The sequence below is a fragment of the Streptomyces sp. McG3 genome, from assembly GCF_018619185.1.
GTDB lineage: Bacteria > Actinomycetota > Actinomycetes > Streptomycetales > Streptomycetaceae > Streptomyces.
Map to the genome: position 1 here is coordinate 20,520 of NZ_JAAXYC010000054.1, position 14,897 is coordinate 35,416.

At 71.1% G+C, this 14,897-nt stretch carries 14 protein-coding genes; 7 read left to right on the forward strand and 7 right to left on the reverse strand.

Annotation, left to right across the window (positions count from 1 at the left end; genetic code table 11):
* Positions 1-53: 53 nt before the first annotated feature.
* From HET64_RS12195 to HET64_RS12205, 3 genes are all read left to right on the forward strand, one after another.
* Positions 54-749, forward strand: coding sequence for a response regulator (locus tag HET64_RS12195; RefSeq protein ID WP_026290367.1), 696 nt, complete (start codon positions 54-56; stop codon positions 747-749).
* Between the two features lie 75 nt (positions 750-824).
* On the forward strand, positions 825-1,250 hold the full coding sequence (locus tag HET64_RS12200; RefSeq protein ID WP_181011098.1) for an OB-fold nucleic acid binding domain-containing protein: 426 nt from the start codon (positions 825-827) through the stop codon (positions 1,248-1,250).
* 3 nt (positions 1,251-1,253) lie between these two features.
* On the forward strand, positions 1,254-2,045 hold the full coding sequence (locus HET64_RS12205) for a DUF3159 domain-containing protein (protein WP_215104750.1): 792 nt from the start codon (positions 1,254-1,256) through the stop codon (positions 2,043-2,045).
* 103 nt (positions 2,046-2,148) lie between these two features.
* Here HET64_RS12205 and HET64_RS12210 read toward each other — a convergent pair whose 3' ends face one another.
* The gene (locus HET64_RS12210) at positions 2,149-2,826 is read right to left on the reverse strand and encodes a TrkA family potassium uptake protein (protein ID WP_215104752.1); all 678 of its coding nucleotides are present in this window, start codon (positions 2,824-2,826) and stop codon (positions 2,149-2,151) included.
* Positions 2,826-3,494 carry a TrkA family potassium uptake protein gene (locus HET64_RS12215; protein WP_047179231.1) on the reverse strand — a complete coding sequence of 223 codons (669 nt, stop codon included), beginning with the start codon at positions 3,492-3,494 and terminating at the stop codon, positions 2,826-2,828. Before HET64_RS12215 ends, HET64_RS12210 begins: the two co-directional genes overlap by 1 nt.
* A gap of 322 nt (positions 3,495-3,816) precedes the next feature.
* Between HET64_RS12215 and HET64_RS12220 the strand changes: the two genes are divergently transcribed.
* Both HET64_RS12220 and HET64_RS12225 read left to right on the forward strand, forming a co-directional pair.
* On the forward strand, positions 3,817-5,865 hold the full coding sequence (locus tag HET64_RS12220) for an APC family permease (RefSeq protein ID WP_215104754.1): 2,049 nt from the start codon (positions 3,817-3,819) through the stop codon (positions 5,863-5,865).
* Positions 5,866-6,041: 176 nt separating this feature from the next.
* Positions 6,042-7,370, forward strand: coding sequence for a class I SAM-dependent RNA methyltransferase (locus HET64_RS12225; protein WP_215104756.1), 1,329 nt, complete (start codon positions 6,042-6,044; stop codon positions 7,368-7,370).
* A gap of 255 nt (positions 7,371-7,625) precedes the next feature.
* On the opposite strand, the gene HET64_RS40085 is transcribed toward HET64_RS12225, so the two are convergent.
* The 4 genes from HET64_RS40085 to HET64_RS12245 all read right to left on the reverse strand — a co-directional run bounded on the left by HET64_RS40085 (position 7,626) and on the right by HET64_RS12245 (position 10,514).
* The gene (locus HET64_RS40085) at positions 7,626-7,934 is read right to left on the reverse strand and encodes a hypothetical protein (RefSeq protein ID WP_374105556.1); all 309 of its coding nucleotides are present in this window, start codon (positions 7,932-7,934) and stop codon (positions 7,626-7,628) included.
* Positions 7,935-8,022: 88 nt separating this feature from the next.
* Positions 8,023-9,120 carry a CU044_5270 family protein gene (locus HET64_RS12235; RefSeq protein ID WP_215104758.1) on the reverse strand — a complete coding sequence of 366 codons (1,098 nt, stop codon included), beginning with the start codon at positions 9,118-9,120 and terminating at the stop codon, positions 8,023-8,025.
* Positions 9,117-9,764 carry an RNA polymerase sigma factor gene (locus HET64_RS12240; RefSeq protein WP_215104759.1) on the reverse strand — a complete coding sequence of 216 codons (648 nt, stop codon included), beginning with the start codon at positions 9,762-9,764 and terminating at the stop codon, positions 9,117-9,119. Before HET64_RS12240 ends, HET64_RS12235 begins: the two co-directional genes overlap by 4 nt.
* 96 nt (positions 9,765-9,860) lie before the next feature.
* Complete coding sequence (locus HET64_RS12245) at positions 9,861-10,514, reverse strand: TetR/AcrR family transcriptional regulator (protein WP_215104761.1); 654 nt, start codon at positions 10,512-10,514, stop codon at positions 9,861-9,863.
* A 121-nt stretch (positions 10,515-10,635) separates the two neighbouring features.
* Here HET64_RS12245 and HET64_RS12250 point away from each other — a divergent pair, with 121 nt between their 5' ends.
* Together HET64_RS12250 and HET64_RS12255 are read left to right on the forward strand one after the other, a co-directional pair.
* Positions 10,636-12,033, forward strand: a complete 1,398-nt coding sequence (locus tag HET64_RS12250) for an MFS transporter (protein WP_215104763.1) — start codon at positions 10,636-10,638, stop codon at positions 12,031-12,033.
* Complete coding sequence (locus HET64_RS12255; protein ID WP_215104765.1) at positions 12,030-13,256, forward strand: FAD-dependent monooxygenase; 1,227 nt, start codon at positions 12,030-12,032, stop codon at positions 13,254-13,256. The genes HET64_RS12250 and HET64_RS12255 overlap by 4 nt, the downstream gene beginning before the upstream one ends.
* Here HET64_RS12255 and HET64_RS12260 read toward each other — a convergent pair.
* Positions 13,240-14,886 carry an aldehyde dehydrogenase (NADP(+)) gene (locus HET64_RS12260; protein WP_215104767.1) on the reverse strand — a complete coding sequence of 549 codons (1,647 nt, stop codon included), beginning with the start codon at positions 14,884-14,886 and terminating at the stop codon, positions 13,240-13,242. The two genes, HET64_RS12255 and HET64_RS12260, sit on opposite strands and share 17 nt — an antisense overlap.
* Between the last annotated feature and the right edge of the window lie 11 nt (positions 14,887-14,897).

A 14,897-nucleotide genomic window follows, 5' to 3' on the forward strand; every position in this document is an offset into this window, starting at 1 on the left:
CCGTACAGCAGGGTTCTTCCCTCCTCCCCGTGCAGCAGAAAGGCAGGTCCGCGATGACCAGGGTGCTTGTGGTCGACGACGAGCCGCAGATCGTCCGCGCCCTCGTGATCAACCTGAAGGCGCGCCAGTACGAGGTCGACGCCGCGCCCGACGGGGCGACCGCCCTCCAGCTCGCCGCCGCCCGCCACCCCGACGTCGTCCTCCTCGACCTCGGGCTGCCCGACATGGACGGGGTCGAGGTGATCAGGGGCCTGCGCGGCTGGACCCGGGTGCCCATCCTCGTACTCTCCGCGCGCCACACGTCCGACGAGAAGGTGGAGGCCCTGGACGCCGGAGCGGACGACTACGTCACCAAGCCGTTCGGCATGGACGAGCTGCTTGCCCGGCTGCGGGCCTCGGTACGCCGGGCGGAACCGGTCGGTCAGGAGGGCGGCGCCGAGGACATCGCACTGGTCGAGACGGCCGGCTTCACCGTCGACCTCGCGGCGAAGAAGGTGCACCGGTCCGGGCGCGACGTACGCCTCACCCCCACCGAATGGCATCTGCTGGAGGTCCTCGTCCGCAACGGTGGCCGCCTGGTCAGCCAGAAGCAGCTCCTCCAAGAGGTCTGGGGCCCCTCCTACGGCACCGAGACCAACTATCTGCGGGTCTACATGGCCCAGCTCCGCCGCAAGCTGGAGGCGGACCCCTCGCATCCCCGGCACTTCGTCACCGAACCGGGCATGGGCTACCGCTTCGAGCGCGACTGACGGGCGCCGGGTCACCCTTTCGAGTGATCGCCCAGCGCCTCCGTGTACCGCCCGCAGGACCGGTACCCTTCGGGTATGAGTGCTGTTCCCCGATCCGAGAAAGCCGGGAAGGCCGGGAAGGCGGCGAGACCTTCCGGGCGCTTCCGCCGTATGCTCGACCGGCTCTCCAGCTCCCAGGAGGACCTGGAGTCCCAGGAGCTGCGGGAGGACGCGCAGGCCACCGGATGCACCCGGATCTCCGAGTGCTCCGACCGGCAGATCGTGAAGGTGGCTGGTACGTTGCGGACCGTCACCCTCCGTCCCCGGGCCGGAGTGCCCGCCCTGGAGGCGGAGCTCTTCGACGGCACCGAGCCGCTGGACGTGGTCTGGCTCGGCCGTCGTTCCATCGTCGGCATCGAGCCCGGCCGCAGGATCATCGCCTCGGGGCGGGTCGCCATGAGCCACGGCCGCCGGGTGCTGTTCAACCCCACATACGAACTCCGACCGCTCGCCAAGGAGTAGCCGGTGACGTCTCTCGACAAGCCGACGTCCGAAACGGACCAGCCCCACCGCACGGCCCCGCAGCACGCCGGCGGGAGGCACGCCGCCCAGCAGGACGACGAGACGAAGGCCGTCACCGAGGCCGCGCTCTTCGAAGCCTTCGGCGGCGTGCGCGGCATGGTGGAGACAGTCCTCCCCGGGCTGCTCTTCGTCACGATCTTCACCATCAACAAGAACCTGAACGCCTCGGCCATCGCGGCCCTGGCGGTGTCCCTGGCGCTCGTCGCCGTCCGGCTGATCCGCCGGGACACCGTCAAGCACGCCTTCAGCGGCGTCTTCGGGGTGGCCTTCGGCGTTCTGTTCGCGAAGATGACGGGCGACGCCAAGGACTTCTACCTGCCGGGCATGCTCTACACCCTGGGCCTCGCGGTCGCCTACATCGGCACCGCGGTGGCCGGCGTCCCGCTGATCGGCCTGATCCTCGGCCCGGTCTTCAAGGAGAACCTCTCCTGGCGGACCCGTAACCCGGGACGGAAGAAGGCGTACACCAAGGCCAGCTACGCCTGGGGCTTCATCCTGCTGGCCAAGTGCGCGATCCTCTTCCCGCTCTACTGGTGGGGCGACACCACCGAGTTCGGCTGGGTGCTCATCGCGCTGAAGATCCCGCCGTTCCTGCTCGCGGTCTATCTGACCTGGGTCTTCCTCGCGAAGGCGCCGGCACCCATCGACGTATTCGCCGAGATGGAGGCCGAGGAACAGGCCGAGAAGGAGCGCAAGGCGCAGGCCGCCGCTCCGCCCCGCGACCCGGACGCCTGACCCGTACGACCCGGCATCGCAGGGAACCCGTACACCCGGCATCGCCAGGGAAGGGGCCCGGAACCGCTGAGCGGTTCCGGGCCCCTTCCCAGCGCACTGCCGGTCAGTCCTCCGACAAATCGCGGCGGACCGACAACAGGTCCTCCAACTGCTCCTCACGTGCCTGGGCGGCCACGAACAGCAGCTCGTCACCGGCCTCCAGGGACTCCTCGGGGCTCGGCGTCAGCACCCGCGTACCCCGGATGATCGTCACCAGCGAGGTGTCCTCGGGCCAGGCGACGTCCCCGACCCGGGTACCGGCCAGGGCCGACTCCGGCGGCAGGGTCAGCTCCACCAGGTTGGCGTCGCCGTGGCTGAAGCGCAGCAGCCGGACCAGATCGCCGACGCTCACCGCCTCCTCGACCAGGGCCGACATCAGACGCGGCGTCGAGACGGCGACGTCCACGCCCCAAGACTCGTTGAACAGCCACTCGTTCTTCGGGTTGTTCACCCGGGCCACCACGCGCGGCACGCCGTACTCGGTCTTGGCGAGCAGCGAGACGACCAGGTTGACCTTGTCGTCCCCGGTCGCGGCGATCACCACGTTGCACCGCTGCAGCGCCGCCTCGTCCAGCGACGTGATCTCACAGGCGTCCGCGAGCAGCCACTCGGCCATCGGGACCCGCTCCACCGAGATGGCGGTCGGCGCCTTGTCGATCAGCAGCACCTCGTGCCCGTTCTCCAGCAGCTCGGCGGCGATGGAACGGCCCACCGCGCCCGCCCCGGCAATCGACACACGCATCAGTGACCATCCTCCTCGGGACCCTGGGCGAAGGCCTCTTCGACCTTGGCGATCTCGTCCGTACGCATCATCACGTGGACCAGGTCGCCCTCCTGGAGGACGGTCTGCGAGCTCGGCAGTATGGCCTCGCCCAACCGGGTGAGGAAGGCGACGCGGACCCCCGTCTCCTCCTGGAGCGTGCTGATCCTGTGGCCGATCCAGGACGGCGTCGTGTGCACCTCCGCGAGCTGCACACCCCCGCTCGGATCGCGCCACAGGGGCTCGGCGCCCGAAGGCAGCAGCCGCCGCAGCATCTGGTCCGCCGTCCAGCGGACCGTCGCCACGGTGGGGATGCCGAGACGCTGGTAGACCTCGGCGCGCCGGGGGTCGTAGATCCGCGCCGCGACGTTCTCGATGGAGAACATCTCGCGGGCCACCCGGGCAGCGATGATGTTCGAGTTGTCGCCGCTGCTGACCGCGGCGAACGCCCCGGCGTCCTCGATTCCCGCCTCGCGGAGGGTGTCCTGGTCGAACCCGACCCCGGTGACCCGGCGACCGCCGAATCCGGACCCGAGGCGACGGAACGCCGTGGGGTCCTGGTCGATCACCGCGACGGTGTGCCCCTGCTGTTCCAGGGTCTGTGCGAGAGCGGCTCCGACGCGCCCGCAGCCCATGATGACGATGTGCACTGTGCGCCTACCCCGCCGTCCTGGTCATCCGGCTGACCTGCGAAAACACGCTGCTCACACTTCTCTCTCAGCTTGCTGGGCAAACAACGGGGCACGCACCCGCGGTGCGGCCCGGAGTCGAGCTTATGCGCCGGGACAGTCAATCCCTCATCCGAGTGTCCGCATCCTCGCGCACTCCGGCAAAGGGAAAGCAAAATAGGCCGAACGGGCGCAAGGATTGCGTTAAGGAATGACGGGGCGTTCTCCGCCGACCGCAGGAGATTGCGGGGCCACGTCGAAAGGGCGTGCGTTTTGGCCACGGGCTCCGCTTACGATCCTCAGCGTGTCCAAACTGACCGACCTGCCCAAACGGATCCTGATCGGCCGGGCGTTGCGCAGCGACAAGCTCGGGGAGACCCTCCTCCCCAAGCGCATCGCTCTCCCCGTCTTCGCGTCCGACCCGTTGTCCTCGGTGGCGTACGCGCCGGGAGAAGTCCTCCTCGTGCTGTCCATCGCGGGGGTGTCGGCGTACCACTTCAGCCCCTGGATCGCCGTCGCGGTCGTCGTCCTCATGTTCACGGTCGTCGCCTCCTACCGGCAGAACGTCCGCGCCTACCCGAGCGGCGGCGGCGACTACGAGGTCGCGACCACCAATCTCGGCCCCAAGTCCGGACTGACCGTCGCCAGCGCCCTGCTCGTCGACTACGTCCTCACCGTCGCCGTGTCGATCTCCTCCGGCGTCGAGAACCTCGGCTCCGCGATCCCGTTCGTCATCGAGCACAAGACGCTCTGCGCCATCGGCGCCATCGTCCTGCTCACCCTGATGAACCTGCGCGGCGTCAAGGAGTCCGGGAAGCTCTTCGCCATTCCCACCTACCTCTTCGTGGCCGGCGTCTTCCTCATGATCCTGTGGGGCGCGTTCCGGGGAATGGTCCTCGGCGACTCGATGCACGCGCCCACCTCCGAACTGGAGATCAAGCCCGAACACGAGGGGCTGGCCGGTTTCGCGCTCGTCTTCCTCCTCCTGCGGGCCTTCTCCTCCGGCTGCGCCGCCCTCACCGGGGTCGAGGCGATCAGCAACGGCGTGCCCGCCTTCCGGAAGCCGAAGAGCAAGAACGCCGCGACCACGCTCGCCATGATGGGGCTGCTCGCCGTCACCATGTTCTGCGGCATCATCGGCCTGGCCCTGGCCACCGACGTCAAGATGGCCGAGAACCCGGCGGCCGACCTGATCCGCGACGGTGTCCCGGTCGGCGCGGGCTTCACCCAGGACCCGGTCATCGCCCAGGTCGCCGAGGCGGTCTTCGGTCACGGTTCCTTCCTCTTCATGGTCCTCGCGGCCGCCACCGCCCTGGTTCTCTTCCTCGCCGCCAACACCGCGTACAACGGCTTCCCGCTGCTCGGCTCGATCCTCGCCCAGGACCGCTACCTGCCGCGCCAACTGCACACGCGCGGCGACCGCCTCGCCTTCTCCAACGGCATCGTGCTGCTGGCGGGCGCCGCGATCCTGCTCGTCTGGGTCTACGGCGCCGACTCCACGCGGCTGATCCAGCTCTACATCGTCGGGGTGTTCGTCTCCTTCACCCTCAGCCAGACCGGCATGGTGCGGCACTGGAACCGGCTGCTGGCCGACGAACGGGACCAGGCCAAACGCCGCCACATGGTCCGCTCCCGCGCCATCAACGCCTTCGGCGCCTTCTTCTGCGGCATGGTCCTGGTGATCGTCCTCGCCACCAAGTTCACCCACGGCGCCTGGGTGGCCCTGCTCGGCATGGTCATCTTCTACGGCACGATGACCGCGATCCGTAAGCACTACGACCGGGTCGCCGCGGAGATCGCCGCCGACGAGACGCCCGCGGACGAGAGCGTGCGCCCCTCCCGCGTCCACGCCATCGTCCTCGTCTCCAAGCTCCACCGCCCCACGCTGCGCGCGCTCGCCTACGCCAAACTGATCCGCGCCGACCACCTGGAGGCGCTCTCCATCAGCGTCGACCCGGACGAGACGAAGGCGCTGCGCGAGGACTGGGAACGGCGCGCCATCAACGTCCCCCTCAAGATCCTGGACTCGCCCTACCGCGAGGTGACCCGCCCGGTCATCGAGTACGTGAAGGGCCTGCGCCGGCAGAGTCCGCGCGACGTGGTCAGCGTCTACATCCCGGAGTACGTGGTCGGCCACTGGTACGAGCACCTGCTGCACAACCAGAGCGCCCTGCGCCTGAAGGGCCGTCTGCTCTTCACCCCGGGCGTCATGGTGACCTCCGTCCCGTACCAGCTCCAGTCCTCCGAGGCGGCGAAGAAGCGGGCCCGCAAGCGCGCCGACTGGAGCGCCCCGGGCTCGGTCCGCCGGGGCCCGGTGGAGCGGAGGCACAAGGAGCCGAACCGCAAGGGGTGAGACCGAGAGGGGCGGGACCGGCCGGTGACGTGCGGACGTCAGGACCCCGTCCGGAAGGCGCGAGGCGGCGGGGGCCGGGCGTGGTCAGCACCCTGACCACGCCCGCGTAGACTGGTGGGCTGTCGTCCGGCCGCAGGCCCGACCGTTTGCCCCCTTTCTCCCTGGAGCCTCCCCTCATGCAGAACGAACCCACGTCGTCGCTGGTCGGGGAGGAGTACGAGGTCGAGGTCGGGCCCGTCGCACACGGCGGTCACTGCATCGCCCGCACCGCCGAGAACCAGGTGCTCTTCGTACGCCACACGCTCCCCGGCGAGAAGATCATCGCCAAGGTCACCGACGGCGACACGGACTCCCGTTTCCTGCGGGCCGACGCGGTACGGATCATCGAGCCGTCCAAGGACCGCGTCGAGGCGCCCTGCCCGTACGCCGGCCCCGGCATGTGCGGCGGCTGCGACTGGCAGCACGCCAAGCCGGGCGCGCAGCGCCGCCTCAAGGGCGAGGTCATCGCCGAGCAGCTCCTGCGGCTGGCGGGCCTGACCCCCGAGGAGGCCGGCTGGGACGGCACGGTCATGCCGGCCGAGGGGGACAAGCTTCCCGCGGGCGAGGTGCCGGCCTGGCGCACGCGCGTCCAGTACGCCGTCGACGCCGATGGCCGCGCGGGCCTGCGCAAGCACCGCTCGCACGACGTCCAGCCGATCGACCGCTGCCTGATCGCCGCGCCGGGCGTCTCGGAGCTCGGCGTCGAGAAGCGCGAGTGGCCCCAGATCGCCGGAGTGGAGGCCATCACCGCCACCGGCTCGAACGACCGCCAGGTCATCCTCACCCCGAAGCCCGGCGGCCGACTCCCGCTGGTCGAACTCGACAAGCCGGTCTCGGTGCTCCGCGTCGAGGAGAAGGACGGCGGCGTCCACCGCGTCCACGGCCGCGCCTTCGTCCGCGAGCGCGCCGACGACCGCACCTACCGCGTCGGCTCCGGCGGCTTCTGGCAGGTCCACCCGCAGGCGGCCAACACCCTGGTCCGCGCGGTCATGCAGGGCCTGCTGCCCCGCAAGAACGACACCGCCCTCGACCTCTACTGCGGCGTCGGCCTGTTCGCCGGCGCCATCGGCCAGCGCCTCGGCGAGAAGGGCGCGGTCCTCGGCATCGAGTCCGGCAAGCGCGCGGTCGAGGACGCCCGCCACAACCTGAAGGACCTGGACCGGGTTCGCATCGAACACGGCAAGGTCGACCAGGTCCTGCCCCGTACCGGCATCACGGAGTGCGACCTGATCGTCCTGGACCCGCCGCGCGCGGGCGCGGGCAAGCAGGTCGTCAAGCACCTGTCGGGGCTGGGCGCACGCAAGATCGCCTACGTGGCCTGCGACCCGGCGGCGCTGGCCCGGGACCTGGCGTACTTCCGGGACGGGGGGTACAAGGTGCGGACGCTGCGGGCGTTCGATCTGTTCCCGATGACCCACCATGTCGAGTGCGTCGCGATTCTGGAGCCGGTGAAGAAGGACGCCTGACCTGCGTTTCCCCTGCGTGTGCGCTAGGGGTGCCGCGTGCGTTGAGCGCACGGACGCGAGGGTGGGGCCGATCCGGGTCGTGCGTCTCGGGGTTCGAGCGTCGTGGAGCCCTCCCGGAACGGGCGGAGTCCCCGTGGCGTGCGTATCGTGCCCGCTCAGTCGGCTGGGGTGTTCTGTGTCGCCCTGTGCGCCTCCGTGAGGTCTCGCTGTCTGAGGTTGCCGTCGAACAACTGGACAGTGGCGGCGGCCAGGACGTCATCCCTGCCGATGGTCCGCCTGTCCCCCTGCGGGCGGACGGGGTCCGGAGGGATCGATGAGGAGCGGGGGTGGGGTCGGTGCGTCCGACTCCATCAGGGTGACCGTACCGAAACGGTTGCCCGCGCCCTCGCGGACGGCCATGGCCGCGTCCCGGGCGAGGTCCGTCAGGAATGTGCTCGCTATGCCGTCCAGGTCGCGGACCATCGCGGGGGCGGCCGTCGCCCCTTGGCTGCGCAGTATTCTCTCTACCCCGGCTTCGAATCTGTGGGCGCGCACCGCCCACGCCGCGGGCCTGGAGATGTGCATCGGTGTCACCTCCCTGAAGACCATTCCGACGAGGGAAGGTTGGAACGGCGTGACGTCCCTGGCCGAGGCGGTTTCGGCGCCGCTGGGCTCAGGGGATGCGTGCCGTGCGGTCATCGGAGGAAACGCTCCTTGTTGTCGGAGGCCCTTTACGATCCGGGCCCGTCCCCTTCTCCCGTCCTCCGTCGAATGTCCGGGGAGGTCTTTCGCCGGGCTTGTCCGTGAAGCCGCTGCCGATGATGGCTGTCGAATCGACCGCTGTTCCTGCTTTGCCCCAGGCGGAGTCCTTGAGCAGCACGGTTCGTTCGCCGAGCAGCCGGGAGGTCCCCTTGTCGAAGATCCACTCGCTACGCTCCCCATCGTGTGCGCGGGCGACGGCGACACCCCGACGGCCCGCGGCGTCCACCGAGTTCGGGACCACGACAACGCCGGGAATCCGTGCTGCCGCGCGGTAGAGGACCGCGGCTGCCTCCGGAGGTGCTACCGACATCCGCAGCAGGTCGCCGATGATGACGAAAGCCTCCTGATCCGGACCGGTGGTGGAGCCGGAGCCTTCTCCGTGGTTCAGCTTCGTCTCACGGTAGATGGCTGCGAGCACTTCCTCGGGGTCGGTGGGAAGCCCGGCAAGGAAGCGGTAGGTCGGCGAGCCGAAGCTGCCCTTTCCCGGGGCTTCCAGCAGAGTCCTGGGACCGCCCCTCTCACGTTGAACCGTACGTCGGCTGCCGTCCACGGAGGTCCACTGCTCGTAACTCTCGTCCTCCCGGGCCTGCTTCATCTCCCCGGTCGCGGTTTCCGACAGCGAGGTGGTGTGGCCGGTCACGTTGACGTACGCGAACTGTGCGTCTCGCGGGGAGTCGGCCGGGTCCCCGGCGGCCACGCGGGCCGCCCGGTCCAGAAGCCGCACCGATGCTCGCGAAGCAGGCTGGGCACCCGGCGCCCGAGGAGTGACGGAGTCGGTGACCATGACCGCGATGGCCGCGGTGGACGCGACTGCCGCGGAGGTGAGGGCAACAGCGGCCCGTCGTCCCGCGCGAGCTCTCCGGTGCCCGCTCGGCCCCGTGCGGTCGATCTCCGCGAGGAGAGTCCGCTTGTGCAGCTCAACCACCTCGGCGCGCGGCTGGGGGGAGGGGGGCGGTGGAAACTCGTTCCGGGCCTCCGTCAGCTCCGCACCTTCACAAGGGTCCGTCATGCTTTCCTCCGGTATGCGTCCGCGACCTGGGGTGCGGGGCCACGTGCCCCGTGCCGGTTGCCGGGCCCGGTGATCGGGCCGACGGTGACGTCCGTCCGTAACTCGGTCTCCACCAACCGGCGTAGCTTGGTCCGGGCGCGCGAGAGCCGCGATCGCACCGTTCCTATGGGCACCCCGAGCGCTTCGGCGGCTGCTGTGTAGCTCAGCCCGGACCAGACGACCAGCGTGAAGACCTCGCGCTCGCCGCGCTTGAGGCGGCTCAGCGCCTTCGCCGCCGCTGCCAGGACTTGCGCGTCGGCGAGTTGACCGACGACTTCGTCAGCGAAGTCCCGCGCATCCTTGGATGCCGGCAGCCGGGCCATGGCCCGGCTGTGCCGCCGGGACGCCCTCGCCGAGTTCCGGAGCACGTTGGTGGCGATGCCCAGTAACCAGGCCCGAACGTTCCCCACATCGCCGTGGAGCTTGTGGCGCAGCCGCCAGGCTTCGAGGAAGGTCAAGGACATCACATCCTCAGCGGCGGCCCAGTCACCCGTACTCCGGATCGCATGCGCGTACACCACGCGCGCATGCTGATCGAAGATCTCGGCGAACGCCTCGCGCTCGCCGGATCGAATCCGCTCGTTCAGTGAAGACTTCACACCCATGAGTGTCCGCGCGGCCCACCCGGTTCCCATCCAGCGGCATCCGTGACCGTGCGCCTGTCGGCCCGCCTGACGGCGTGATGCCCGCTCCCGCCCGTCTCAGGTCGTGACGCCCGCGCCCCGATCGGCCCGGTACGCGCGGAGGAACGTCCGTACTCCCTCGACGACGAGGGGGCGTACGCGGGGGTCCTGCGCGGCGTTCGCGGAGCCGAGGCGGTCCAGGGCGACGCCGAAGGTCAGCGCGAGGAACTGGTCCGCCGCCAGCCGGGCGTCGGGGACGTCGAGCAGCCCGGCCTCGGCGAAGGCCGCGAACCGTTCGGCGATCGCCTCGTCGGGGGTGTCCGCCATGGGGTTGTAGTCCTGCTGCGGCAGATGGCCGGACTCCGTGCGGACCAGGCGTTGCAGGGTCGTGTACTCCGCGGAGCCGAGCATGTCGGTCGCGATCCGCATCGCGAACGCGACCAGGCCGTCCTCCAGTTCGGCGGCCCCGGTCGGCTCCGTGAGGGTGTCGTCGAGGGTGCGCCGGACCGTGGTGACCAGCGACTGGCCGACCGAGTCGACGACCGCCCGCAGCAGGGTCCGCTTGTCGCCGAAGTAGTCGTAGACCGTCCGCTTGGACACCTCCGCCCGCGCGGCGACGGCGTCGACGCTGGAGCGGTCGAAGCCGTCGGCGAGGAACAGTTCCCGGGCCGCCGAGAGGATGGCGGCCCGCTTCCGCGTGGACCCCTCGCGCAGGGTCTTGGTGGTCGGCATGGGCTCATCCTAACCGTTCTACACTGCACGGTGTAGTGTAGTTCTGGTCCGGTGCGTACCGTGCGCGTTCCTCCGTGTGCGGTCGGCTCCGTCCCGCCGGGCCGTGACGGAAAGGACCTCCATGACCACGACTTCGGCTCCTGAGCTCCGTATCGGCAAGGCCCCTGTCCGGGCCCTCGGCATCCTGGCGCTGGCCACCGGCGCGCTGGAATCGGTGGTGACGCCGACGCTCCCGCTCCTGCGGCGTGAGCTGGACATGAGCCACGCCGAAGGGGCGTTGCTCAGCATCGTGCTCCTCGTCACCGGCGCGCTGATCACGCCGGTGGCGGGGAAGTTAGGCGACCGCTACGGCGGCAAACGGGTCCTCGTCCGGCTGATGGTGGTGGTCTGTGCAGGAGGTCTGGTGTCCGCCCTGGCTCCGAGTCTGCCGGTGCTGCTGCTCGGTCAGATCCTCCAGGGCGCGATGGTGGGCGCGCTGCCCCTGTCGTTCATCCTGGTGCGCGAACACCTTCCCGAGGGCGAGTTCAAGGTGGCCATCGGGGTGGTCAGCGGGCTGTTCGTGGGCGGCACGATGGCGGGGACGCTGGCGGCCGGACCCGTGGCCGAAGGGCTGTCCCGGCACTGGATGTTCGCGCTGCCGACGTTCGCGGTCATCGGGGCCACCGTGCTGGTGCACCGGCTGATGCCGCAGGATCCGCCGCGCCGGTCGGACGGCGCCGGGATCGACTGGCCGGGCCTGGTCCTCCTGAGCGGAACGCTCGTCACGCTGATGCTGGTCCTGGCGCTGGCGCCCGAGATCGTCGCGCGGCCCCTCGTACTCGTCGCCCTCCTCGTGCTGCTGGCCGCCTTCGCGACCGGGTGGGTGGCCGTCGAACGTCGCGTGGCCTCGCCGATGGTCGATCTGCGCATGGTGGGGCGGCCCGAGGTGTGGAAGGCGTGCGTGCTGACGTTCATGATGTGCGTCGGTACGTCGGTGGCGGCCTATCTCGTCCCGGCGCTGTTCGCGGTACCCGCCGACGCGTACGGATTTGGGGCGAGCGCGACCCAGATCGGCCTCTTCCTGCTGCCCGGGGCCGTGGCCGCGTCGCTGGCCGGGCCGGCCGGCGGGTTCGGGGCGCGGAGGTTCGGTTCGCGTGCCGTGGTCACCGCCGGGGTCCTCGTCATGGCCATCGGCCTGTTCGGCCTGGCGGCCGTCCACACCGAGGTCTGGCACCTCGTCGTCGGCAAGATGATGATCGCGCTCGCCAACGGGCTCTGCGTCACGGCGATGGTCACCAGCACCGCCACCTCCGTCGACCGCGGTGACACCGGCATCGCCACCGGTCTGGTCCTGGTGACGCGCGTGATCGGCTTCGCCGTGGGGGTCCAGATCAGCGGCGCGATCCTCACGGCCAGGACCCCCGCCGGGTCGGACCTCCCGGCCGAATCGGCCTACGTCGTCGGCTTCGTCCTGGCCGGAGCCGTCACGGCGCTGTCCCTGCTCGTCGTCCGTACCCTGAGCAAAGGAGTCAAGGAATGACCCGCTTCGATACGTCGGTGAACGGTCCCGCCGCACGGGGGCGTACGGTCCTGATATCCGGCGCCAGCATCGCGGGGCCCGCCCTCGCGTACTGGCTGAACCGCCACGGATTCGCGGTCACGGTGGTGGAGAAGGCGGGCAGGGTCCGCGACGGCGGCTATCCCATCGATGTGCGCGGCACCGCGCTCGACGTCGTCCGGCGGATGGGGATCCTGCCCCGGCTGCGGGAGGCGCACATCGATCTGCGCCGGCTGACCTTCCTCGACGAGGACGGCTCCGAGGTGGCCTCGGTCGACCCGCACGCCGTCACCGGCGGGGTCGCGGGAAGAGATCTGGAGGTGCGGCGCGGGGCGCTGGCCGGCGCTCTCCACGAGGCCGTCCGTGACGACGTGGAGCTCCTGTTCGACGACTCCATCGACACCCTCGACCAGCACCGCCACGGGGTCGACGTCACTTTCCGCGGGGGAGGCAGCCGTACGTTCGACCTGGTGCTGGGGGCGGACGGGCTGCACTCGCACACCCGGGCGCTCCTGTTCGGACCCGAGGAGCGGTTCCACCGCTATCTCGGCTACTGCTTCGCCGGGTTCACCCTGCGCAACACCTTCGGGCTCGTCCGTGAGACCACGATGTGGAGCGCCCCGGGCCGGGCGGCCGTGCTGTACGCGGTGGGCGACGACGACGATGTGCACGGCTTCCTCAACTTCGCCCGCACGGAACCGCCGTTCGACGCGTTCCGTGACCCGGGGGCCCAACGGGACCTGGTCGCCGAGGTCTTCGACGGTGCGGGATGGGAGGTCCCGGGCATGCTCGCCGCCCTGCCCGACGCGGACGACCTGTTCTTCGACGTGGTCAGCCAGATCCGCATGCCCCGCTGGTCCAGCGGCAGGGTCGCGCTGGTGGGCGACGCGGCGTACGCGCCCTCCTTCCTCACCGGCCAGGGCTCCAGCCTCGCCCTGGTCGGCGCGTACATGCTCGCCGGATCCCTGGCGGCCGAACGCGATCACGCCGCGGGTTTCGCCGCCTACGAGCGTGACACCCGTGCGTTCGTGACCCTGAACCAGGATCAGGTCGGCAAGGGCGAGGCCACCCTCTTCCCGACCACCGCCCGGGCACTGGAGCAGCGCAACGCCATGCTGCGCTCCCTGGGCTCCATGCCGCCCCCGGCGGAGGGGCGGCCGGCCCACGAGGCCCTGGTGCTGCCGGAGTTCAGGCTCCCGGGGTGAGCACCGCCCCGGTCTGCCGGGGGACCCGCAGGGGGTTGTCGTCGCGGAGTTCGGGGGGCAGGAGGGCGTCGGGGAAGGACTGGTAGCAGACCGGGCGCAGCCAGCGCTCGACGGCGAGGGTGCCGACGCTCGTCGTTCCGGGCGAACTCGTCGCCGGCCACGGCCCCCCGTGCACCATCGCGTGGCAGACCTCGACGCCGGTGGGCCAGCCGCCCCACAGAACGCGGCCCGCCCGCTCCTCCAGCACCGGCAGCAGCCCGAGGGCCGCCGTACGGTCGGCGTCCGTCGCGTGCAGGGTGGCCGTCAGCTGGCCCTCCAACCCCTCCAGCAGGTACAGGAGTTCGTCCGTTCCCGACCAGCGCACGACGAGCCCCGCCGCGCCGAAGACCTCGCCGGTGAGGTCCCCGTGCGCGGTGTACGTGGCCGCGTCGCACGCCAGGACGACGGGGGCCGGTGCGTACGGGCCGGCCCCGGCCGCGCCCCGGGCCACCTCCCGTACGCCCGGTACGTCCTCCCACCGCCGTACGCCCTCGGTGTACGTCCGGGCGATGTCCGGGGTGAGCATGACCTGCCCCTCCGTGGCCTTCAGGGCCCGGGCCGCGGCGGAGAGGAAGGCGTCGCCCGCCGGTCCGGCCGGCAGCAGCAGGAGGCCGGGGTTCGTGCAGAACTGCCCCGCGCCGGCCGTCAGCGACGCCACGTACGCGCCGGCCGCGGCTTCCGGCTCGGCGAGGGCCCCGTCGAGCATGATCACGGGATTGACCGCGGACATCTCGGCGTGGACCGGGACGGGCACCGGGCGTGACCGGCCGGCGGCGATCAGCGCCAGCCCGCCGGCCCGGGAGCCGGTGAACCCCACCGCGGTGATCCGTGGATCGCCGACCAGGGCGAGGCCGACGTCGTGGCCCCGGCCCACCAGCAGGGAGAACACACCGGCCGGCATGCCGGTGCGGGCGGCGGCGGCCGTGACGGCGCGGGCCACCGCCTCCCCGGTGCCCGGGTGTGCCGGGTGCGCCTTGACCACCACGGGACAGCCGGCGGCCAGCGCGGACGCGGTGTCGCCGCCCGCGACGGAGAAGGCCAGCGGGAAGTTGCTCGCACCGAACACGGCCACCGGGCCGAGGGGGACGCGCCGGAGCCGTACGTCCGTGCCCGAGGGGCCGGAGTCGATCCGGGCGCCGAGGGCGCTCCCGCTCCTGACCAGCTCGGCGAAGAGCCGCAACTGTCCGCAGGTGCGCCCCCGTTCACCGGTCAGCCGGGCCGGCGGGAGCCCCGTCTCCCGGGCGGCGAGTTCCAGCAGCGCGTCGCCGAGGGCCTCGATCTCCTCCGCGCAGGCGTCGAGGAAGGCCGCCCGCCGATCGGGCGGCAGGGCCCGGAAGGCACGGGCGTCCGCCGCGGCGAGCCGGGCCGCCTCGGCTACCTGCTCCGTCGAGGCGTCCCGGTACGGGGGGCCGAACGGTTCGCCGGTCGCGGCGGCGACCGCGTACCAGGCGTCCCCGGTGCCGGGGACCTCGCGGCCGGCCAGGAGCGAGTGCCCGGCCGGGAGCGCGTTCTCGGTGAGCGGTGCGTTCCCGGTCGGGAGTGCGTTTCCGGTCGGGAGCGCGTTCCCGGTCGGGGGTGCTTTCCCGGTCAGGGGGGCGGGGC

Excerpts from the sequence above, each read along its gene's own strand:
- HET64_RS12225 (WP_215104756.1), top strand. The coding sequence starts at position 6,042 with ATGCAGAACGAACCCACGTCGTCGCTGGTCGGGGAGGAGTACGAGGTC.
- HET64_RS40085 (WP_374105556.1), bottom strand. The coding sequence starts at position 7,934 with ATGCACATCTCCAGGCCCGCGGCGTGGGCGGTGCGCGCCCACAGATTC.
- HET64_RS12235 (WP_215104758.1), bottom strand. The coding sequence starts at position 9,120 with ATGACGGACCCTTGTGAAGGTGCGGAGCTGACGGAGGCCCGGAACGAG.
- HET64_RS12200 (WP_181011098.1), top strand. The coding sequence starts at position 825 with ATGAGTGCTGTTCCCCGATCCGAGAAAGCCGGGAAGGCCGGGAAGGCG.
- HET64_RS12250 (WP_215104763.1), top strand. The coding sequence starts at position 10,636 with ATGACCACGACTTCGGCTCCTGAGCTCCGTATCGGCAAGGCCCCTGTC.
- HET64_RS12210 (WP_215104752.1), bottom strand. The coding sequence starts at position 2,826 with ATGCGTGTGTCGATTGCCGGGGCGGGCGCGGTGGGCCGTTCCATCGCC.
- HET64_RS12245 (WP_215104761.1), bottom strand. The coding sequence starts at position 10,514 with ATGCCGACCACCAAGACCCTGCGCGAGGGGTCCACGCGGAAGCGGGCC.
- HET64_RS12195 (WP_026290367.1), top strand. The coding sequence starts at position 54 with ATGACCAGGGTGCTTGTGGTCGACGACGAGCCGCAGATCGTCCGCGCC.
- HET64_RS12240 (WP_215104759.1), bottom strand. The coding sequence starts at position 9,764 with ATGGGTGTGAAGTCTTCACTGAACGAGCGGATTCGATCCGGCGAGCGC.
- HET64_RS12255 (WP_215104765.1), top strand. The coding sequence starts at position 12,030 with ATGACCCGCTTCGATACGTCGGTGAACGGTCCCGCCGCACGGGGGCGT.